This is a genomic window from Candidatus Binatia bacterium (genome assembly GCA_029248525.1).
GTDB lineage: Bacteria > Desulfobacterota > Binatia > UBA12015 > UBA12015 > UBA12015.
Genome location: JAQWJE010000049.1, coordinates 895,955 through 917,760, shown reverse-complemented (window position 1 = coordinate 917,760; position 21,806 = coordinate 895,955). Strand labels below are relative to the sequence as shown.

At 59.2% G+C, this 21,806-nt stretch carries 16 protein-coding genes; 8 read left to right on the top strand and 8 right to left on the bottom strand.

Going from position 1 to position 21,806, the window contains the following annotated elements; all coding sequences use genetic code 11:
• Positions 1-15: 15 nt before the first annotated feature.
• A complete protein-coding gene (locus tag P8K07_16535) occupies positions 16-2,052 on the top strand; it encodes a DUF3604 domain-containing protein (protein ID MDG1960134.1) in 2,037 nt (678 codons plus the stop codon).
• Between the two features lie 62 nt (positions 2,053-2,114).
• Here the strand turns inward: P8K07_16535 and P8K07_16530 are convergent, their stop codons facing one another.
• The 3 genes from P8K07_16530 to P8K07_16520 all read right to left on the bottom strand — a co-directional run bounded on the left by P8K07_16530 (position 2,115) and on the right by P8K07_16520 (position 7,201).
• The gene (locus P8K07_16530) at positions 2,115-3,617 is read right to left on the bottom strand and encodes a serine protease (protein ID MDG1960133.1); all 1,503 of its coding nucleotides are present in this window, start codon (positions 3,615-3,617) and stop codon (positions 2,115-2,117) included.
• A 358-nt stretch (positions 3,618-3,975) separates the two neighbouring features.
• Positions 3,976-4,539, bottom strand: coding sequence for a sigma-70 family RNA polymerase sigma factor (locus P8K07_16525; GenBank protein ID MDG1960132.1), 564 nt, complete (start codon positions 4,537-4,539; stop codon positions 3,976-3,978).
• A gap of 352 nt (positions 4,540-4,891) precedes the next feature.
• Complete coding sequence (locus tag P8K07_16520) at positions 4,892-7,201, bottom strand: DUF4215 domain-containing protein (protein ID MDG1960131.1); 2,310 nt, start codon at positions 7,199-7,201, stop codon at positions 4,892-4,894.
• 109 nt (positions 7,202-7,310) lie between these two features.
• Between P8K07_16520 and P8K07_16515 the strand changes: the two genes are divergently transcribed.
• Complete coding sequence (locus P8K07_16515; protein ID MDG1960130.1) at positions 7,311-7,592, top strand: hypothetical protein; 282 nt, start codon at positions 7,311-7,313, stop codon at positions 7,590-7,592.
• Positions 7,593-7,650: 58 nt separating this feature from the next.
• Here the strand turns inward: P8K07_16515 and P8K07_16510 are convergent, their stop codons facing one another.
• Positions 7,651-8,865 (bottom strand): cation:proton antiporter, encoded by a 1,215-nt coding sequence (locus tag P8K07_16510; protein ID MDG1960129.1) that lies wholly within the window; start codon positions 8,863-8,865, stop codon positions 7,651-7,653.
• A gap of 125 nt (positions 8,866-8,990) precedes the next feature.
• Here P8K07_16510 and P8K07_16505 point away from each other — a divergent pair, with 125 nt between their 5' ends.
• The 3 genes from P8K07_16505 to P8K07_16495 all read left to right on the top strand — a co-directional run bounded on the left by P8K07_16505 (position 8,991) and on the right by P8K07_16495 (position 11,932).
• On the top strand, positions 8,991-9,644 hold the full coding sequence (locus tag P8K07_16505; protein MDG1960128.1) for a class I SAM-dependent methyltransferase: 654 nt from the start codon (positions 8,991-8,993) through the stop codon (positions 9,642-9,644).
• A gap of 81 nt (positions 9,645-9,725) precedes the next feature.
• Positions 9,726-10,826: a glycosyltransferase family 1 protein gene (locus P8K07_16500; GenBank protein ID MDG1960127.1), complete on the top strand. Its 1,101-nt coding sequence runs from the start codon at positions 9,726-9,728 to the stop codon at positions 10,824-10,826.
• Positions 10,823-11,932 carry a glycosyltransferase family 1 protein gene (locus tag P8K07_16495; GenBank protein ID MDG1960126.1) on the top strand — a complete coding sequence of 370 codons (1,110 nt, stop codon included), beginning with the start codon at positions 10,823-10,825 and terminating at the stop codon, positions 11,930-11,932. Before P8K07_16500 ends, P8K07_16495 begins: the two co-directional genes overlap by 4 nt.
• A gap of 19 nt (positions 11,933-11,951) precedes the next feature.
• Here P8K07_16495 and P8K07_16490 read toward each other — a convergent pair whose 3' ends face one another.
• On the bottom strand, positions 11,952-12,248 hold the full coding sequence (locus tag P8K07_16490) for a hypothetical protein (protein MDG1960125.1): 297 nt from the start codon (positions 12,246-12,248) through the stop codon (positions 11,952-11,954).
• Positions 12,249-12,553: 305 nt separating this feature from the next.
• On the opposite strand from P8K07_16490, the gene P8K07_16485 reads away from it, so the two are divergent.
• From P8K07_16485 to P8K07_16475, 3 genes are read left to right on the top strand one after another with little or no spacing between them, the layout of a single operon-like run.
• Positions 12,554-14,629 (top strand): DUF1592 domain-containing protein, encoded by a 2,076-nt coding sequence (locus tag P8K07_16485; protein ID MDG1960124.1) that lies wholly within the window; start codon positions 12,554-12,556, stop codon positions 14,627-14,629.
• Positions 14,626-15,969 (top strand): DUF1552 domain-containing protein, encoded by a 1,344-nt coding sequence (locus P8K07_16480; GenBank protein MDG1960123.1) that lies wholly within the window; start codon positions 14,626-14,628, stop codon positions 15,967-15,969. Before P8K07_16485 ends, P8K07_16480 begins: the two co-directional genes overlap by 4 nt.
• On the top strand, positions 15,969-17,111 hold the full coding sequence (locus tag P8K07_16475; GenBank protein ID MDG1960122.1) for a hypothetical protein: 1,143 nt from the start codon (positions 15,969-15,971) through the stop codon (positions 17,109-17,111). Before P8K07_16480 ends, P8K07_16475 begins: the two co-directional genes overlap by 1 nt.
• A gap of 6 nt (positions 17,112-17,117) precedes the next feature.
• Here P8K07_16475 and P8K07_16470 read toward each other — a convergent pair whose 3' ends face one another.
• From P8K07_16470 to P8K07_16460, 3 genes are all read right to left on the bottom strand, one after another.
• Entirely contained in the window at positions 17,118-18,227 is a 1,110-nt protein-coding gene (locus tag P8K07_16470; protein MDG1960121.1) for an acyltransferase, read from the bottom strand.
• Between the two features lie 128 nt (positions 18,228-18,355).
• Positions 18,356-19,492, bottom strand: a complete 1,137-nt coding sequence (locus P8K07_16465; protein MDG1960120.1) for an alpha/beta fold hydrolase — start codon at positions 19,490-19,492, stop codon at positions 18,356-18,358.
• A 353-nt stretch (positions 19,493-19,845) separates the two neighbouring features.
• The gene (locus P8K07_16460) at positions 19,846-21,558 is read right to left on the bottom strand and encodes a hypothetical protein (protein ID MDG1960119.1); all 1,713 of its coding nucleotides are present in this window, start codon (positions 21,556-21,558) and stop codon (positions 19,846-19,848) included.
• Positions 21,559-21,806: the final 248 nt, after the last annotated feature.

The window sequence follows — 21,806 nt, the reverse complement described above, 5'->3', positions numbered from 1 at the left end:
AGCAAAGGTAAAGCAATGAAATTTCAAGCATGGCAACTAATCTGCGTGGCACTGTTTGTTTTCTGCACCGGGTGTTCCGACTCGTCTGCACCATCGGAGGAGGGCGCGACGCCGAACCGACAGGGCTTCCCGGCAGTGCCCCACGAGATCGGCGACGAATTAGTCTTTGTACGCGCCGCGCCCAACCCCGAGCGCAATGCCTACTTTGGCGACTTGCATGTGCATACGGCCTATTCCTTCGATGCGTTTGCCTTCGGGACGACAGCAAAACCCAGCGATGCCTACCGCTATGCGAGAGGCGAACCACTCCGGCATCCGGCCGGCTTCATGATGCAACTGGACGAACCGCTGGACTTCTACGGAGTCACCGACCATGCCATGTTCCTCGGCCTGGCAGAGGCCGCGGCAGACACATCCCAGGAATTCTCGAAAACACCGGAGATCGATTGGATCCACGACCTGAATGCTCCGGACAATCGGGGCCTCCTTTCGATCCCGTCACGGATGAAAATTTTCTCAAGCTTCCTTCCCGGCCTCTTGCGGGGCATCGAGGATGGCAGCATCGATATCGAAGACACGACTCAGGTGGCTCGATCTGCCTGGCGCGATACGATTGATGCCGCCGAAGGATTCAACGATCCGGGTCGCTTCACGACTTTTGTCGCTTACGAGTACAGTACGTCGGCGGATGACCGCGGCAATCTGCACCGCAATGTGATCTTCCGCGGCGGGGATCGCCTCCCCGCCATTCCCTTCTCACGCTTTCACTCACAAAACCCCGAAGACTTGTGGGATTGGATGGATAACCTCCGTGAACAAGGCATCGACAGTCTCGCCATTCCACACAATTCCAACGGCTCGAACGGACAGATGTTCGAACTCGCGGACTGGGCCGGCGACCCGCTGGACGACGAATATACAAGCCGACGTCTGCGCAACGAACCGCTGGTCGAGATCACGCAAGTGAAGGGAACCTCGGAGACCCACCCTGATCTTTCCAAAACCGACGAATGGGCCGATTTCGAGATCATGCCGTACGTGGTCGGCAACATGAAAATCAGCAAGCTCCATGGCAGCTATGTGCGCGAGGCGTTGCGCAACGGCCTGTCTCTGGCAACCGAGGGTGCCGGCAATCCGTATCAATTCGGATTCATCGGCTCGAGCGACGCCCATACCGGCGCGACCACAGATGTGGAGAGTGAATTCTATGGCAAGCTCGGCCTGATGGATGCCGACCCGGAAAAGCGCGGCTCGGTGCCGCTCCCCTTCCTCCAGGCAACCCTCCAGAAAGTGGTGACACCGGACCTGGTGACCGAGATCGGCGGCGAGGACTACACCGCTGCCGCCACGATCACCTACGGGGCCTCGGGACTCGCTGGCGTCTGGGCGGCGGAAAACACGCGCGAGGCGATCTTCGATGCTTTCCGTCGCAAGGAAACCTTCGCCACTTCCGGGCCACGCATCCGCGTAAGATTCTTTGCAGGCTTTGACTTCGACCGCGCCCTGCTCGACGAGCACGATGCCATCGCGCAGGCCTACAAGGACGGCGTGACCATGGGTGGCGAACTGGTCGCAGAGGGCGACGATCGCCCGCGTTTTCTGGCATGGGCGTTCCGGGACCCCCGCCGTGCGCCCTTGCAGCGGCTGCAGATCATCAAAGGCTGGATCGACAAGGACGGGGAAACCCACGAGAAGGTATACGACGTCGCCTGTTCCGATGGCACCATCCCCGACCCCGAGACAAACCGATGTGCGGACAACGGAGCCCGAGTGGATTTACGCGACTGCTCGCATTCCGCGGACGTCGGGAACGACGAGCTGAAGGCCTGGTGGATCGATCCGGACTTCGATCCTGACCATCGCGCCTTCTATTACGCACGCGCGCTGCAAAACCCGACGTGCCGTTGGTCCACGTGGGATGCTGTTCGCTCGGGCGTCGAACCACGCCCGGATATCGCAAAGACTTTGCAGGAGAGAGCCTGGTCTTCACCGATCTGGGTGATTCCAACCGACGGCAAGGCTCACCGAGCACCAGTATTTGCCGACGGGTGAGAAATCCGTAAATCCAACAAGCCAACAAGCCCGATCGTGAGGGTTTCGATCCTCCCTGTCGATCACTGGAAACAAGAATTTTCGGGCACAGGTACTGTCTTGAAGCTCTGCGAACTCCGATCGAACGCGAGGTAGAGCGCGTTGTCAGAATCATTTCCTTCGCAAAGGGTGCTGCCGTTTCTTGCCTCTGCCAGCCAGTTAAAGCAGCGCACCGTTGCCTGGGAACTCCTGTTTTCCGGTGCAGACACAGGCACCGTCTCGCAGCTGAGGGTGCCACCGGTGTATTCCCCACCAGAGCCGTTGGTGAACTCCATTTCACGCACGAATGGATGATTGCCGAACCGAGCAGTACTCAAGTCGCGGTAGATGACCAGCTGTTCGCCGATCGTGCTGGTGATGACGACTTTCAGTTCGTGGGATCCCGATTCGAGAAGACCCCAGTTGTAAACGCCGGAGAACCCGGCGAGCAACGGCCCACCTGCCGCCTCGACATCGCCACGGTCGCCGCAACAGGGGACCAACATCGCGAAGTCGCCATCGATGAAGACCTCGACGTGCCGATTGATTTCGGCTCCGGGTGTCGTGGTATATGCCCAACCCTGGACGTTGGAAATGCCGGTCGCATCGGCCGCGAGGCCATCGATTCCAAGTATCGGTGTTTCGAGATTGGCGACGATCCCACCGGGATCGCCGCTCAGGACTCCATTGATCCAATCGAGGTAGGCGGGAAGATAGGTGCTCACCGACGGGCCAATGTCGCAGGGAATCCCGCCGTAGGAGACGATTCCGTATTGGACGAAGGCATCATTTTCGATCGCGAAAACGGCCCCGCCACTGTCGCCCTTGCAAGGTGTCTGCGGCTGACCACTCACGCAGAGTTGCGTGAATGGGTCGACCGGTGGTCCCTCCTCGTAGACATTGCACTGCGAGCTGGAAAGGCTGTCTATCGGGCCCGCCCAATGGGCCAATTCGGGGCTTACGTCCGGGTCCTGCGAAGTCAGACCAAAGCCTGCAACATACACCGGCCCGACTCCATCACTGGTCAACACCGGAGGGTTTTCCGGCGATGATATAACGCTGGGCGTGTAGAGCGGTTCGCCAGTTTCCGGATTCAGGGGCGGGTAGAGAGTGACATCGGCCGACAATTCGATCAAGGCGATATCATTTCGAAACGTTGAAGGATCCCACTCAGGGTGAATCACCGTGCGGACCGCCTGGCCAAATTGCGGGTTTGCAAAAGGGGGCCTCCCGGACGTCGCAGCAATCAATGCATCCCCATCGCTACCTTCAAAGCAATGGGCGGCTGTCAGTACCCATTGAGGCGCGACCAAACTGCCCGTGCAGAGTCCGAAATCGCCTCCCTCCGGAATCAGCACGGAAACAAGAAACGGAAACAATCCCGGATCGTCGAGAGGTACAGGCTCCCCGCCGATAACTTTCGGCGACGCCGTCCGGTCATCGCGAGGCGCTGCCGATTCGGCAGCGCTGGCAATCGGGCTCACCAACAGAGCAAGGAACATGAAAAACGCGAAGAGCCGACTCGGCGGAAAACTTTTCAAAGCCATCGGTTGACTCCACCACTTCGCTGCCTGCGAAGCAAAAGCAATATCGTATCTGCAATCACGCGCCGCTCCATCAGGGAAATCGAAGATAACGACAGCGCCTGAAAGCGAGCAGAGTCCCCGCAAAGCCAAAAGGATCTCGGAGCGTAGATCGATGCTGCCGAGAACTGGATCGACCAACGGGCGAATTTACAGCCTCTATGGACCTCCACTTCGCAGAACCCCTACCCCGCCCTGCGGTATGCCTCAGGGTCTGAAAACGCCTGCGCACGTTAGTGCGCAGCGCGACATAGTCCCACATCGCAAGCGTCAGCTCGAGGCATCAAGCGTCAGCCCGAGGTCGCAGCACAGCCGCGAGGCTTCAGCCAGCGCAGCAGCCCTCGTAGACGCAGCGGCAGTCGATGCAGTCGCTGAGGCTCGTCACGCCACAATGGTCCAGCATTTTCTGGCTCAGTGCTTTGCGAGCACGGTGCAGACGGACCGCGGCACTGTTGGTCGAGATATCGAGCGCTCGCGCCGCCTCCCCCAAATTCAATCCCCGCAGATCCACCAGCGAAAGGATCGATGCGTGATTGCCTTCCATGCCTTTCGCCTGGCTGATGCTGCATCCGCAGGGATCCTCGGCGGGTTCGGGGGCACGGGCCTCGGCCTCCGATGCCGCATCGATCACCCGACGCTCGGTAGCGTTTTTGCGCCCTGCGTCGATCATCACATTGCGGTGCAAGCGATAGAGCCATGCGACCGCTTTTTCCGGATCATCGAGGGAATCGGCTCGCTCGATCGCTCGGAGTGCTGCTGCCTGGAGGATATCTCCAGCCTCGTCAGCACTCGAGCGACGTCGAACGAACGCCTCGAAATCAGCCCGTTTTTCGCGCAGCGTTGCAGCGATGATTTCGCGCTTGCTGGCGCTTTCGGAAGGACCCATGGGCTTTTTATAGCTTAGTTTGCGGATTCCGGACAGCCACAACTGCTCGGGCAGGCACACGAGGCGGCGCAGCCGCATTTTTCGCCACAGCAACAACCCGAACCGGTCGGCTCAGAGGAACACGAGGTCTCACACATACATTTGGATTCATCAGACATTATCGACTCCTTTTGCGGCCACGCGATTCATGAACTTCGTTGCACGGCCCCTTCTGCAAGGGCTGACGATCCAGTTGGGGCATCATTACAACCCCACGGCAAAAACCGCGAAATTCCTCTGCGCGCGGCCCGAAAACCCCAAAACCCAGCACTCCGGCAAGTTTCAGCGGCCTTTTTCGTCACCGAGGCTGGACCTATTTACAAAGGACCGCCACACCGCTGGCACTCATGCGGCAGAAAGGCTGCGGCCTCGGGCCGGGGTAATCGGCTTCAGCGCAAAGAGTAGTCATCGGATCCGTCGGTTCCAACGACAACGTCGCTTTTAAAGGCAAAGCAATCGCGGGTTGGGCGAAATTGCCGGCCTTCCCCTTTACCACCACAGCCACTTCGTTGGCCTGCTTGGGGTTCCATTTAAGGATGACCTTGGGCTCCATACCGCCGATCATTTCCTTTGTGACATATTGGAACTTCTTGCCGTTAGCTGCCGGGATCCAACCGCTACGCGTGAGCGGATCATAGAGCCCCGCGGGCACCGCCAGTTCCAGCACGACGTCCCCACCGGCCTCGGCGTCGGCACTCTCGACCAGAAGCCGGAATCCGTTTGTCTGTGGGCTGAGGGCGACCGGCGCCGGGAACACCAAATCGGCTTTGAAGCTCAGCTTGTCATCGGCTTCCGGGGTGACAAAGTTGGTGGCCTGCAAGACTGCGTTCTCGGCAGTCACACCGCCTGTGCAGGGGTCGCAGGCATCGCCTAGGCCGTCCCCGTCTGCATCGGATTGCTCCCGGTCGGCAACCTCCGGGCAAATGTCGATGTCGTCGCACACCCCATCGGCATCCAGGTCCGCGATGCGCTCGTCCGCGGGGCAAAAACCCTCGATCCCGTCGCAGACTTCTTCCTGATCACATATATCTGCCATTGGCCGGCAGACAGTTCCCGCAGCCTCGATATCACAGGTAGACGAGCAGCAATCCCCGTTGTAGGTGTTGCCGTCATCGCAAGCCTCCCCCGCATCGACGATCCCGTCACCGCAGACAGATACGCAAGAGCCACTATTTCCAGAAATCGTGAGCGCACCTCCGACCACCACGCTCTCGAACAGGTCGGCTACCTGACTTTCGCAAAGATCGTCATTGGACACGATGCGCACCGCCCCCGGGGTCGCGCCGAGACCATAGAGCCCGTCGATATCGCGCAGCGACCCATTGTCCGCAATAACCAGACTCTCGTCCGAACCTTCCCCACTCGACCCGATCGAGCGCAGCCCGGAAAGTCCGTCCAGATTCTCGAGGGCATCATTGCTCGCGACACGGATGCTCCCGCCGGTACCCGTAAGACCGGATAAGCCATCGAGATCGCGCAGTGCTCCGTTGTCCTCAATCGCGAGACTCTCACCGGTTTGATCTGCGCTCGAACCAGCCGAGCGCAGCCCGGCGAGGCCATCGAGGTTATCGAGCGCATCATTGTTGGCAATGCGCAGCGCACCACCAAGGCTCGTTAATCCGGACAATCCATTGAGGTCGCGAAGCGAACCGTTGTCCGCGATCACGACACTCTCGCTTGCAGGTTCACTGTTCGAGCCCACCGAGGTCAGTCCGGAGAGCCCGTCAAGATGATTAAGGGCATCATTATCTTCCACCCGGAGGCTGCCGCCGAGGCCACGCAGGGCAGACAAGCCATCGAGGTCACACAGTGCGCCGTTATCCGCGATCACCAGACTCTCCCCCGCGCCATCGACTCCGATCCAGGTCACGCGCGCGAGCCCCGCAAGATTCCTCAGCGCATCGTTATTCACGATCCGTAGGCCACCCTGGGTTTCCGAGAGCCCGGTCAAGCCGTCAATATGGCGCAACGCTCCATTGTCGGAAATCACCAGACTTTCGCCCGAGCCATCCCCGCTCGTGCCAATCGAGGTTAACCTCGAGAGCCCATCGACATGATCGAGAGCATCGTTATTCACCACCCGGATACTACCCTCGGACCGCGAGACCCCGGATAGCCCATCGACATCGCGCAGCGAGCCATTATCGGCAATGACAAGGCTCGCGCCCGCGCGAGCCCCCGTCGCACCGATTGCGCTCAATCCCGACAGCCCATCGAGGTTTTCGAGGGCACCATTGGCGGCAATCTGGATACTCCCGACGACCTCCACGAGCCGGGATAAACCGTCGATATCCCGGAGTGCTCCGTTCCCGTTAATGATCAGACCTTGGCTCGAGCGATCGCCGCTTGAGCCAATCGAAGTCAGTTCGGACAAGCCGTCGAGACTCCCGAGGGCCTTGTTGTTCGTGATGACCAGACTACCACCCACGCGCTCCAAGTCCGCCAGGCCCGCGAGGGTCACCATGCGCCCGCCTGTAATCACGAGCGACCCACCGATACTCGTGCATCCCTCCACCCGGGCTGCCGCATAGGTCCAGTCTCCGGCACACTCGCCGGCCATCGCAGGTAGCGGCTTGGCAATCCCGACCAGCAAACCACAGACAAGGGCGAATTTCGCGAGCATTCCCGAAGCCTAGCCCCCTTACTGGTTTCCGGTCACTAACAGATACCGCCGATGCCGACCTCTCGGCGGTCAGCGGTGGGGACATAATACGGCCAGCGGGACCGGAGCTTTGGTCAGCGGTGGTTACAGGAATACTGCAGATGGCGACTATGCGGTGGCCAGCGGCGGCGAGGACAACGAGAGCAGCAGCTTCGCGTCGGTCGCCAGCGGCGGCTACGCGAATCGGGCCACCGCCAGTCACGCGTCGGTCAGCGGCGGCCAGGACAACGAGGCTGCGGCCACTTGCGCATCGATCAGCGGCGGGCTCGAGAACCAGGCCACCGGGGACTTTGCCTCGGTCAGCGGCGGACGCGCCAACACCGCCAGCGGCACCTACGAGCACTTGCCCTGAGACCGCATGCCGCTTCGCGCGGCGACCGCCCCAAGATCACAACCCGAACATCAAGCGTTCAGATCTCTCCGCCATCCTCGGCGATTCTTGCCCCGTATTTTTTGGATAGGGGATTTGCCGTGATCCCGTGCAAAAGCACGCTGAGGAGGATCGTCGAAGTGACGATGGTAATCAATAGCCCGGATCCAGAAAGAGCCTTGTCATGAACCAGAACCACAAACACGATGCTGGCCAAACCGCGTGGGCCAAACCATCCCATGAATAGCGTCGTATCCCAACGCAGATTGAGACCGAGGGCGGCGACAAAAACCGGCACGATGCGAAGGGCGGTCAGACTGAGCAGCGAGTAGGCCAGAACGCGCCAATCGAGGTACTGCCAGGTCAGCCCCAGCGCCCCGACGCCAAAGACAAACCAGGTGACCAACGCCATCGAATTGCCGATGCCCTCGGCCGCATCCAGAAAACTCTGCTTATGGTCGGTCTCGAAACCACCAAAAATCAGGCCAGCCACAAAACAGGCGATAAACCCGCTCCCCTCGAAACCTTGTGCGGTTGCGAAACAGAGCAGCGCCAACGCGATGACCGGAATCTGCAACCAGGGACCGTGCACCCATCGCCGCGCAGAACAATACCGCACGAGGCGACTGCCAAAATAGCCGCCCAGAAATCCGATCAGGACGCCGATGCCAATCGCCTGAAGAGATAATTGGGCCATCAGTTCAGCCGCCTGCCCCGATTCGGTATCTCCTACCGCCAGGGCCAGAAAGAAAAGCAGCACCGGTACGCAGATCCCGTCGTTGAGGCCGCTCTCCACGTTCAGACTCTCGCGGACAGAATCCGGAACCGAGGGGTTGGTCACCACCGCCTTACCAAGGGCCGCATCCGTAGGCGCGAGCATCGTGGCCAGCAGCGCCACTTCGAAAAACCCGAGTTCGGCAAACAACAGAGTACCCAAGCCCAGGCCCAATGCGATCGTCAGCGGCAACCCGATCAGCAGAAGCCTTATCGGAATTTTCTCGACACGGCGCAACGTGACCAGGTTGATATTGGCCGAATCGGTAAACAGGACCAATGCGAGCGTGAGTTCCGCAAGCGTCTTCAGCGCTTCGCCACCGATCTCGATATTTATCCACCCAAGAACGTGATTGCTGAAAACAAATCCGGCCAGCACGTAGACGAGGGCACCGTTGAACCGCGACTTCTCCAACCGAGACGCAACCAGAGAATACAGGAAGGCAAACCCGGCGATAGTAGCGAGATCGGAGTACTCCATTGCAGCATGTTTCGCCCAGATTCTCGTCCGATTTACAAGGTCGGCGACACACGTCCGACACTCATCTGACACTCATCTCCAAGCCAGATATTGACCACGAACCAACCCTCCACCATACAATCCTCATGGCTGACAAACTTTCCCGGTTGGTGGCTACCTTCATGAACACCTCGATAATCGCGCGCAATATGCGCGAACCAGGCACAGGCGTGCTCGGGCGCCTCACTCGTGGAATGATGGAGCGCAACAACCGCCTGAGCGCGCAGGACGCTGCCCGACGGCTGGAGATCTCGGCCGGACACTGCGTTCTGGAATTGGGGCCCGGCAGTGGATGGGCGTGGCCCGAGATCGGGAAGACCAACCCCTCGCGCCTGATCGGGGTGGAAATCAGCGAACGTTTTCGCCAAGAGCTCGTGCAGCTTGCCCCCTCGCTGCCGCTGCGACCGGAGATCCATGACACCGATGCGATCGATATGAGCGGCTTTCTGGACGACGGCGCGGTGGACCGACTGCTCGCGGTGAACGTCGTCTACTTTCTGAACCCCCTGCCCGCCTATGTCGCCGAACTCGCGCGGGTCTTGAAACCAGGCGCGCGGGGCCTTCTTGCCGGCAAGTTTCTGGCGGTGGCGGGCGCCCAACCCGAGATCTTCGTCAACACTGACCCGGACGCCATCATGGCATGCTTCACGGAAGGCGGGTTTTCGATGGAATCCGAAGAGATCGACCTTGGGTCCCCCGCTCGCAGCTACACAGCACTTCATTTGGAGCGCAAAAACTAACCGCCACAAGCCGACGTCGGGCTGAAGCCGCATTGCCGCTCAGGTCTGGGATTCGGCAGAGGTTCGGCTATGCTCTGCCGCGTGAGGGTCTGCATCGATATTCAGGCAGCGGTCGCCCAGCGCGCCGGTGTGGGACGCTACACGAAAATGCTGGCGGAGCACCTCGCTCCGCAGGCAGCCGACGACCAGCTGGCGCTCTTCCATTTCGATTTCGCCGGCAAGAGCCGCCCTGTCGCTGCGGGCAGCGCCGAGGAAAAAGCCAACCGATGGCTGCCCCGACGTTGGGTGCAGCAATGCTGGAATCGGCTGGACTGGCCGCCATTTGATGCATTTGCGGGCCCGGCCGATCTCTACCATTTCCCGAATTTCATCCGCCCGCCCCTGCGACAAGGAAAATCGATCGTGACGATTCACGACGTGTCGTTCCTTCGGCACCCCGAAACCATGGAAGCCAAAAACTACGCCTTTCTGAGCAGACAGATTCGCCAAACGGTCGCACGCTCGGATGCCATTATCACGGACAGTTTGTTTGTGGCCGACGAAGTTCGGGCCCTGTTGAGCGTACCACGAGAAAAACTCTTTCCGATCCATCTCGGTCTGAAAGAATATTCAACATCAACCCCCCAACAGCGCACCCATTTCCAATCCTCTTTTGGCCTAAACCGCCCCTACCTGCTTCACGTCGGCACGATCGAACCGCGCAAGAACCATCAGCTTCTGATCGAGATCTTCGAGAAGCTCGACTTCGATGGCGACCTTGTGCTGGCGGGAATGAAAGGTTGGAAGTGCGAACCGATCTTCGAGAGAATTAGACGGTCTCCCGCCGCGGAACGAATTCGATATATCGACTACCTGCCAGAGGCCCATCTCGGCGACCTCTATCGAGGTGCAGATGCCATGGTATTTCCGTCGCTCTACGAAGGGTTCGGCCTGCCACCGTTGGAAGCGATGCTCTGCGGAACGCCAGTGGTTTCGTCCTCCGCAGGCTCATTGCGCGAAGTCCTCGGCAACGGAGCCCGCCTGGTCGATGGATACGATCCGACAGAGTGGACAATTGCGGTCGGCGAAGTTCTCAACAATCCGAGCCCATGGATCGATGCCGGCCGGTCGGTGGCGACTGCCTTCCGCTGGGAGACTACAGCTGAAAAGACCTGGGCACTCTATCGTGAGGTGGTCGGATGAAGATCTGCATCGATGCAAGATGGATCACCCCGGAACTCTCGGGGATCGGTGTCTATACGCGCGAGCTGATTCGCGAGTTGTCCGTGCTGGACGATCGCAACCAATATGTCTGCTTGTTCGACGCCAACGAAACCCTCGAGCACACTCGCGATGCCACCTCTTTCGAGAAAAATCCGAATTGGTCGGCATTTCGGATGGAGCACGGTGTCTTCTCGCCCGTTGGGCAACTGGTGATGCCCAGATGGCTGAAGCAACACCAGATCGATGTCTTTCACTCCCCGAACTGGATGATTCCGTTCGGAGCTTTCCCGGCGGGTCGTCGAGGGCGTATCGCTTGCGTGGTGACGGTGCATGATCTGATTCCCCTCCTGTTTCCCGACAACGCTCCGAGATCAAAAAAGCGGCGCTTCTTTCCGCTGTACCGTTCGTTGATGCAAAGCCTCAGCAAGCGAGCCGACAAGATCATCGCCGTCAGCAAGGCCTCGGCCAACGACATTGTCGAACATCTGCCGGTGCCGCCCGAGCACGTCGAGGTTGTCTACAACGGCGTGTCCGACGTCTACTGTCCCGGCCCGCTGCCGCGAGAGCCGGTGATCCTTTATGTCGGCCGACTCGACCCTTATAAAAACGTGCCGCTTTTGATTGAAGCCTTTGCTGCGGTTCGTGAGCAACTGGGCCCGGAAGCCCGACTCGAGATCATCGGCTCCTCCGATGACCGCTACCCCGAGACCGCGATGACCATTGAACGACTGGGCCTGAGCGGAGCCGTTATACAGCGCAACTACGTCAGCGACACAGAACTCCTTGCCTCCTATCAGCGAGCACGCTTGCTGGTCTTGCCGTCCTCGTACGAAGGATTCGGCCTGCCGGTCGTCGAAGCGATGGCATGTGGCACGCCGGTGGTCTGCTCCCGGGCAAGCTCTCTACCCGAAGTCGCAGGAGAGGTGGGCATCCAATTCGAGCCGGGTAATCTGAAAAGCTTGTCGGATGCCATCCTCTCGGCTTGGCGCGACCCCTCTCCGCCCGGGCCCCTGCAGGACCAAGCGTCCCGTTTTTCCTGGCGCCGTTCTGCCGAAGATTCCCGGCGCATCTACGAATCCGTGTAGATTCAAGAGAGCGGCCTTCCTATTGGCGACAGGCAACCGAGGGGAGCAAGCACGCCTCATAGCCATAGAAGAACGCGCAATCATCTCGAGCAAACTCCGGCAGAAGCGGCGCCGCGTCGACCCCCATCTGCCAATAATCGACTCCCTCTTCGCCGATCTCGCAACCCAGGTCCTCACGCGTCTTGTCGACGTAGGTACCAAAGGCATAACCATCAATGCCGCAAAGCCCCCCAACCCAGCAGGCACGCGCAGCGCCTTCGAGTTGATCCCCAAATTTTCCGGCAAGCGATGGGGAGGCGAGGGAAATAAAAATCACCGCCAAAGCGATGCACCGGCAAAGGAACCTCATGGCCGGTCTCGCAGAGACCCCTGCGGCAGGGCCGCCGCGCGACGACCAACCACCGCGGCCGAAGCCCTTCCAAAAACAGCCAAAAGATCTGAGTGGATTGTCCGGGATTGCATCGCTGTCGGATTGTATCGGCCCCGCGATCTCCTACGCAACTCCGAGCGCTGCGAAGTGCTCAAAAACTGATGAAAAACAGGCCGGTGCAGCTCACCTCGCCTCCGAAGTGCCTTGCTACTTCGGCGTGAATGGATCAATAATGACACGGGCATACCTGTATGGTCGACTCGTTGTTCAACAATCCCGTCTATCTTCATCTGGCCATCAATCACCTGCCGGTTATAGGCCTGCTGATCGCATGGATCGTCCTTGCCTTCGGTGCCGTGACCCGCGACCGCGCATGTGCCGTCGTCGGGATGATTTTGGTCTGCGGCACAGCAGGTAGCGCAGCCTTTGTCGTATCTGCCGGCGAGGCGGCCTACCAATTGGTCCTGCCGGCACTCGACGGTCCTGCCCGAGAGAGGCTCGACCTCCACGCAGACGTCGCCGGGGAGTGGATCCAGCAGATCTATTTGGTGGCCGGAATCGCCTTGCTGGGCACCCTGATCGCCGTCGCGCGCCCCTCCTGGACAACGCCCGCTGCGAGCATTGTTGGATTGCTGACGATTGGCGCCCTCCTTTCCGGGGCGACCATTGCAAAATCCGGCGGCGAAATTCGACATGTCGCGGGCGCGCATAAACCCTCGCCGTCCCGGATGGCCCTGCTCGAGGCCTCTCCACCTTCGCCACAACCACCGGTTCTTCGGCTTCTGACGGCGCGACAATACCGAGAGGCGGTCTCTGGAATCTTCGGACCCGAGATTGTCATTCCCGATCGATTTCCTCCCGAGATACGCAGATCCGGACTGATCGCCCTTGGTCGCTCCAAGGAAACCATTACCCCATCCGGGATGGAGAGGTACATCGGGATGGCCACCACCATTTCCCAGCAAGCCATGTCCGAGTCGCACCGCGAGAGACTCGTGAAGTGCAGTGCGTCCGTAACCCAAATCGAAACCAGACGATGCGAGCAGAAATTTCTGCAGCGGGTTGCCAGTCAGCTTTTTCGCAGAGAGGTCCTCGAGGAGGAAATTGTTCAACGTGGGGAGATTCTGCAGAGGAGCAAAAACAGCACAACAGCCGAGCTTCCCGAAACACAAGCGGTTCTGACAAGTTTGCTGCTTTCGCCCGAATTTCTCTTTCGTATCGAGGAACTGGCTGAAAACTCTTCCGGCGATCTCGACGGTATGTTGAGTGACGAGACTCTGGCAACGAAGATCTCCTATTTACTGGTGAACCAGGCCCCGGATGACGAACTCCGAAAAGCAGCGGCACGCGGCGAACTTCAGGATGAACAACTTCTCGCAAGCCAGGTAGACCGCCTGCTCGAGTCGCCCGGCGTCCGCGAAGGTCTGGGCGCGTTCTTCGCCGACATGTTCCGCCTGCGCGATCTTCCGCAAGCCAGCAAGGATGTCGGCATCTACCCTTCATTCGACCGCCAACTTGTTGAAGATGCGCGCGAACAAACCTTGCTGGTGGTACTCGATCATGTGGTGGATCAAAATCGCGACTACCGAGACCTGTTTACCACCTCCAAAACTTACCTGAACCGAACCCTCGGGCCGCTCTATCGCGTCCCTGTGTACAACGAGACCGGCTGGGAGCCCCGCGAATTTCCGCCCGGGCATCTTCGTTCCGGAATCCTCTCGCACCCCAGCTTCCACATCCAGCACTCCCATGAAGATCGCAGCTCGGCGACACTTCGTGGGCAATTTGTCCGTGAGACCTTTCTCTGCAAGCCAGTGCCGCCGGCACCCGCCGACGTCGACTTCTCCTTATTCGACGATGACGAAAACCCTGATCAGGCGACCGCGCGGGATCGCCTTGCAGCTCATTCCTCCGAGGGAAGCTGCCGGGCGTGCCATCGCCTGACCGACCCGATAGGACTGGGCCTCGAAGCATTTGATGCCGTGGGACAACTGCGAGAGTACGAGAATGGCGCGATCATCGACGTCAGCGGAGAACTCGACGGGGTCAGCTTCGAGAGTTCAGCCGAACTCGGGGTCGCGATTCGAAACCACCCCGAGTTGGCACCCTGCCTTGTAGAAACGCTCTATCGCTACGCGTCCGGACGAGAAATTTCGATCGAAGAGGTTGGAACGATTCAGAATCTGCAGTCAAAATTCGAGGACTCCGGTTATCGGATCCTCCCGCTCCTCCGCGCCATCGCCACCAGCGAGGCCTTTCGCCGAGGACGGCTTCCCGATCAGTCACCCGTCGTCCAATCGAGCCAGATCGCGAGCAAAAGATCATGAAGAGACACTCTCTCAGTCGGAGGCGCTTTCTGCGTGGCGCACTGCAAACGGGTGCCTTGGTTTCGGTCGGCCTTCCCTTTCTCGAGATCTTCCTGAATGGCAACGGCGACGCTCTTGCCTCGGGACAGAATTTACCGCGCCGGTTCGGCACGTGGTTCTGGGGCAACGGCGTCACTCCCGAGCAGTGGATTCCGCTCGAGGAGGGCTCCGAATTCGAGGTGACGCCTGAACTGGAGCCATTGGCCAACCTTCGCGATCATTTGACCATCTTGTCCGGATTTGATGTGCGCGTCGGCGGCCGCGGCAATCAGGTGCATTACACCGGCTACATGGGAACACTGACGGGCGAGACCCCGATTTCCGGTCAAATCTCGACTCTCCCGACTTTCGACGTGATGATTTCGGACAAGATCGGCGGGGAAACCCGCTTTCGTTCTCTCGACATGGCCGCTACCGGCAACCCCGCCCACAGCTACAGCCAGCGGAATCAGAATTCCGTCAACATCCCGGAGCCAACAGCGCTCAGCCTCTACCAGCGCGTTTTCGGGCCTTCCTTTGCCGGCACAAACACTGACGACTGGAAGCCCTCTCCCGAATTGATGCTTCAGAAGAGCGTCCTGTCCATCACTCAGGACGATCGGCGCCGCCTCGAAAAAGCGGTCGGTGCTGCCGATCGTGCGCGTCTGGATCAGTACTTCACCTCGCTCCGGGAGATCGAAAGCCAGTTGGCCATTCAGTTGATCAAGCCCACGCCGCTTGAATCCTGCGCTGTGCCCGAGCAACCTCCGGAAACCGCGCCGACGAGCTCGCTTGCCGATGTGGAGGAAAACCACAAGCTGATGTCGCAGGTGATCGCTCTCGCTCTCGCCTGCGATCAATCGCGAGTTTTCAACGTACTCTTTTCACCAGCGGGCAGCGACTTGTACATTCCCGGCGGCACGGCGAACCATCATGTTCTGACCCACACCGAGCCGCGCGATCAAAAACTGGGCTACCAGGTAGAATGTGCAGGCTTTGTCCTTCGCTCGATGGAAGCGTGGGCCTACTTTCTCGAAACGCTGGCTGCAATCCCCGAAGGTGATGGCAACTTGCTGGATAATTGTCTGATTCTCGCACACTCCGAACACTCCGAGGCAAGCAAGCACGACGTCCGGGGACTCCCGCTGATGCTTGCCGGAAGCGCTGGCGGCAAAATCAAACCCGGATCTCACCTGCGCGGCAACGGCAGTCCAGTCACCCGCATCGGACTGACGGCACAGCAACTCATGGGGCTTGAAGTGAACCAGTTCGGCATCGCCGAAAACACCACCAGAGATCCACTTACGGACATTTTGAGCTGATGGGAATCGATGGATATCGCCTCCCCAAACCCATGTGGATCATCTGGATCCTCCTTTTGGGCTCCGCAGCTTTCTGGATCCACCATCAATCGAGCCGAGGCCCGGGTGAAAAACTGGAGTTTGTTGTGGTCGACTGGCAGCAAGCTCTGCCGAAAAGTTCTCGAGGTCATTGCCCCGAAGGGATCAACAAAACCGAACTGGAACACTTTGGCGTTTCCCGAAGAGCACTTCAGGACGAAATCAGGGACGTCGGCTATGCGGAGGCGACCCAAAGGCTCCTCCCCCCCGACGCTTGCCAGGATCCATTGGCACAAGAGGATCCCGGCTTCCGGACGTTGGAATCATTTTTGGCGGCTCCCGGCCTCGATCTGGATGGGCACAATTCCAACGGGGACGATACTACGGGATGCGGCCATAATGATTTCATCGACATGAATCTGCAACCCGGGATCGACAACCAATACGCCCGCCTCGTTGGCTGTTCGAAAGCCTATCTGCAAGGGGGATTCCTGAACCTGCAACGAAAGCCGTTTGGCAAGGAATATTCATTCAATCAGGAAAGCCGCGTACTTCTGATTGAGATCCAGGGTGTCCATGACCGCGAAAACGACAAGGAAGTACAGGTTCGGGTATCTTCCGGCTCCGGCGGATTGCGCTTGTCTTCGGCTGGATCTCCACTACCTCACACGAGCTTTTCCCAAGATCCAGACCAAAGATTTCGCGGCGAATTTACCAGCGCCAAAATCATTGAAGGTAAGCTCCGCACCCAACCAATGGACCTCCGAGTTCGCCTGCGCGAAGGCATCGTGGACGATGAATTACACTGGAAAGAGGCCCAACTCGAGGCCACGATCGACGACTCAGGAAACCTGAGCGGAATCATCGGCTATTTTTGGGACACCCAAAATCTTTTCCACATCATGAACGACCACGATATCGACGGCATCCACACCGGGCGGTTGGCGGCCCTTAGCCGTGGTTATATGTGCGCCGGGCTCTTTCACGCCATAAACAAAGTCGCTGATGGGCACCCTGATCCTCAAAGCGGAGCCTGCACTTCCATTTCTGCAGCCCACCAATTTCAGGCCATTCCGGCCTTCGTGATCGAGCCGACTGAAGCCGCTCCCGACGCTCCAGGTTGATCCGGATCAGACACGCGAGATGCCAAACTTCTCTTTCATCCGCAAAAAGGGTCTCTCGAAGAAGCGGTAGCTGAGATCCGCTGCCAGAACCGTAAATACGGTAATAGTGAGCAACCGGACGACCGGGGTCAGATCAGGAAGGGCGAAATCCACGAGACGGTTCACGGGTAGATGCAACAAATAAATCCCGTAACTGATCACCCCCAACCATGACACCCACCTGATCGACAACGCGGACGCCAGCGCGTGATCCTCACGAATCACGGTCGAACCAATCACGAGTGTCAGCAGAACATAGAGAGTGAGGTTCACCAGTGCATCTTGCGTCGTCCGAAAGGAGGCCCAACCGCCCGGCATCCACAGGAGCGCCAGAACCAGGATCACCAAAACCGCCAAGGGCGCAAAGCGGTGACCGAAAACACGAGCACATCGGCGGAACCCGGTTGGAGAATTCAGCGCATAGGCCAGAAACACACCCAACAAGATCGGTGTGAAACCCCCGATCAAAAGGAAGGGCGCTTTGGCAAGATCCCAGCCCAGAGCATGGAAGACCGGATCGAGCAGGCGAAAGCGAATCGCCTCACTCAGAACCAGCAGCGCTGCAGGGACCCAAATCGAATCAGCAATGCGTTTCTGAATTTGTGGCCAGAACAAATAAAATTGCTCTTCGGTCGCGAGCGTCCAAGTGATCGCCAAAAAACTCACGACGGGAACCCAATTGGTCGTGTAGGTGAGCAGGTAGGGCAATCCCACCCTCAGAGCTTCAGCTTCGGAACTACCGGAATCGAAACCCAGAACGAATAGAAGCGTCAGAATGACGACCGCATAGTAGAGCGGCATAATTCGCAGAGTCCGCCGACCATAAAAAGCTCTCAGGTCGATATCCGCAGTCTTCCTGCGCTCCCGGATCAGCAAGGTCACGATCAGAAAACCACTCAAGACAAAGAAAAGCGATACGCCGACATGGCCCATCCGAGTCCCGATGCGACCGAAATCAATCCCCTGATGACAGTGGTGCCAGACCACCAGAAGCGCGGCGATCGCACGAAGGCCATTGAGGGAACCGAAAAATTCGCGCTCCGAAAATCTCTGGTAGGAGGGCATCGAGTCGAGCATCTCAGCCCTTATGTGATGCTGCAGCGGACCTTGTCAACGGAACTTCATTCGAGCGTATCGGAAAGCACCGGCGACCGATCGAAACAGCGCAGGCGCGTGCGTGAGGACTCGCCTTGCCACTCAAGATTTCACTGCTTCGTTGTCACTTGCATCTCCGGCGCCAAATCCTGCAAGCCATCAAACAGGAACGCCTCTGCTTCCGCATTGTCGCGGACATAGGCGTCGAAAAACGCGATCATGGATGCTTCGCTGATCGCGCGCTGCCGGTCCATCGATATCAAGGGATCCAAATCCGGATTCGGAAGCGCGATCAACGGACGAAGTGCACAGCGAGCCAAGTCCGTCCCCGGAACGACAGCGACCGCCGCCAAGGCAAACTCGGCCAGCGAGTCCGTCGCGGCTTCCTCGGCGCTGGAGACCACCTCCGCGAACTCCATATCCCGCTCCCCCTCGGGACGTGTCGGGTCGGACACAAATCCCATATGATCGCCTCCGACAATGCGCCCGTAGACCTGAGTCGCCGGCAAGAACTCGTCGAGTTCGTCACTCCAGACCCTCTCGAGAATCGCGTCGCTGGTTCCGTGCAGCAACAACACCGGAGCTGTTCCGTTGGCAAAGCTCTCGGCGCCGAAGAAACAGGTAAACGGAGAGAGCGCCACAATCGCATCGACCCGCGGATCCGAGATAACACCGGAAAACCCGGTCAGGAGAACCGTAGCCCCGCCAAAAGAATGCCCCACCAGACCGATTCGGTCTCCATCCACGATTCCCGCGAACTCGTTGGCGGCGGGATCGCCGGAACCTGTGAGGCTATCGATGACAAACGATATATCGAGTGGCTGGTCAAAGAGATCGGGAAGCCAGACTGTCTGCGAAGTGTAGGTAGAAAAATTCGTCAGCGGAAAATCGAGCGCGGCCACCACATAGCCACGACTGGCAAGAAGCCCCAGCGTCCCGGTGAAATTCGTGCGACTGCCAAACAAGCCATGTGCGACGACCAGCAATGGAAACGGGCCTTTGCCCGCGGCCGGCGGCGCGCCTTGGGACACCGCACCAGGCTTGCCGCTCGCAGCAGGATAGTAGACATCGGTGACCAATGTTCGGGACTCCAGCACTGCCGAGTTTTTGGTCGCGGGCGTGACACGACTCTCATCCGCCAGATTCAGGGTTACCCGCCCGACCCCAAACGAACCCTTTCGAGGCAGACCCTCCACATTGTTCGCCGAACCGGAATCACTCGATCCGCATCCGACGAGAAATATCATCAGAGTGAATGCAAGCGGCAAAAAAAATCGAACTAAATTCGGTGCAACCATCGACTTGACCTCCCGGTCTTCTGACCAACCCCTGTGGATACCTAATCCCGAGGACCTGACGCCATTACTGCCGCCGTTCGTTCCTGTATCGTATCCAAGGCCCATCAAGCAAGATTCCGGTCCATCTTGAAGGCTGGAGCAGGTGCGCATTTGCTACGGCGCATGGGGGAGGCACCTCCGTCAACCATTCGGGAATCATGGGGGAATCGCGCAAGCTCGAGAAACCATTGCCGTGTTGAATGAAGATATCTTCGAGCAATACCCCACCCTAGCGCCGCCCATTCAGGACGGGCGGCCGTTGGCTAGAACCGTGATGCCGCGAGTGGGACGTCGGCACTTTGCCAACTCTTGCGGAAATCCACCTCGGCCTTCGTGGCCTCTTCGACTTTACCCTGTTCGCGCAAACTCTGAGCGAGACCACGGAGAGCCCATCCGCTATTCTGATTCCACGCAAGGTCCTCGGAATAGACCTGCTCGGCCGCCTGGGGGTCTCCAGAGCGCAAAAGTGCCGCACCCAGATAGAGGCGCATCGGCTGCGGCCAATCCGGAGGCTCGATGAAGCGCATGCCATCCTGCACGGCCACAGCTTTCGCGTAGGCCTGGACAGCCTTCGCATTCTCGCCCCGGACTTCGGCAATTTCACCAACAAGACCCTCGGTTGCCAATGCGAGCAACGTCGCTGGGGGATTGACAAAGCCACGCACCTTTTCGCGGGCGGCGCGGGCCGCAGCCTTGCGCAGCCCGTCCAGCTCGCGTGCGGCTGCGACAAGATCGCCCCGGGCAGCCAAGGCACTGCCCCGCGTGTAATGCCAGATGCCATCGAGATAGGCGATGCCTTCACCGCGTCTTTTTTCGGCCAGCACCGCATCCCATTTGCCGAAGATCTTGTTCACCAGCCACACGTTTGCCACCGCCAGCTGCGCGCGCCCATTGACGAGAAGCCGCTCCTCGGAGGCCCCTTTTGCTACCGCGCGCGCGGACGTAATGGCGCGCTGGTAGTTCCCCTGCGAGGTCGCGGCAAATCGAATGAAGTCATTTGCATGCCCGGGGTGCATGCGCGCGGACAGCTTGTAAGTCGTGACGTCCGGTAGCGGGGAGTCACCCCACGCCTCGACGAAATAACGATCGGCCGCGAGGGATCGCTGATTGCTGGCAATCGCCTGATCATACAGGCCGAGGCGTACGTAGATATGCGAGGGCATGTGCACAATATGCCCGGCTTTCGGCATCAGACTTTCGAGGCGATCGGCATGAGGCAAGGCGCGGGCGGGATTCGGCGAGGATTCCAGAATATGAATATAAAGATGATTCGCACCCGGATGGTCCGTTGCCTTCTCGAGCACCGCATCCAGACGAGTGACCACATCGTCCAGCGGCGCAATAGCGGCGCCATCGGCATCCCAATACAACCATGGCGTGCGGGTCATCACCGCATCCGCATAAAGAGCAACCGCATCCGGGTCGTCCGGGTACTTCTCGGCAAGCGCGAGAGCAGCTGCGACATAGGCATCGTCCCGCGCATCGCGCTCGGGGAATCGGCTCGTATCGTAGCGAATTGCCATAGCTTCGATAAAGTCGCGCTGCCTGGATTCGGTGCCCGCCGACAGGGCAAGCGCCCATTGAATGGCCTTGCGCCCCTCTCCTTTCGGATCATCCGGGACGCCCTGATAGCGACTGTTCGGATTGGGGCTGATCGCCAGCGCAAGGCCCCAATAGAGCATGGCATTATCGGGCTCCAGCCGCAGGGCTTCCTGAAACGAGGCCGCCGCCTCGACCGCATAATAGCCCCAGACCAGACGCAATCCCTGATCAAAAAAGCTCTGGGCCGCGGCTGTCTGCGCCGTACCCGAGCGACCATAGGTCCCCGAACCCTCAACCAGAACCGCCAACGGCTGTCCGCCCGAGTTTTCTTGCGCGGAAGATTCGGCAGCTCTCGTGTCGTGGCTCACCCCTGCCAGACAAAACAACGCCAACAGAAGTGCGATCGACCAACCTCGATGCAGCCTCGCCCTCATACTCGACCTCCGGAGAACCGAGCCGAGGCCCGCTCCATCACCTCGGCGATCTCTTCGGGGGTCAATGGACCTTCGCCGGACCGATAGCAGCTGAAAAAAGCTTGCCGGAGCCCCAGCAAAGCCAGAAATATATAGCCCCGTCGGATCATTCATCTTCTCCCTGTTGAGCTCCGGCAAATCCAGTACAGCGTTATCGCAGAAGAGGCTACCAAGGTCGACAGGAGCCGAAGGCTGCTGCCCGCTTGCAA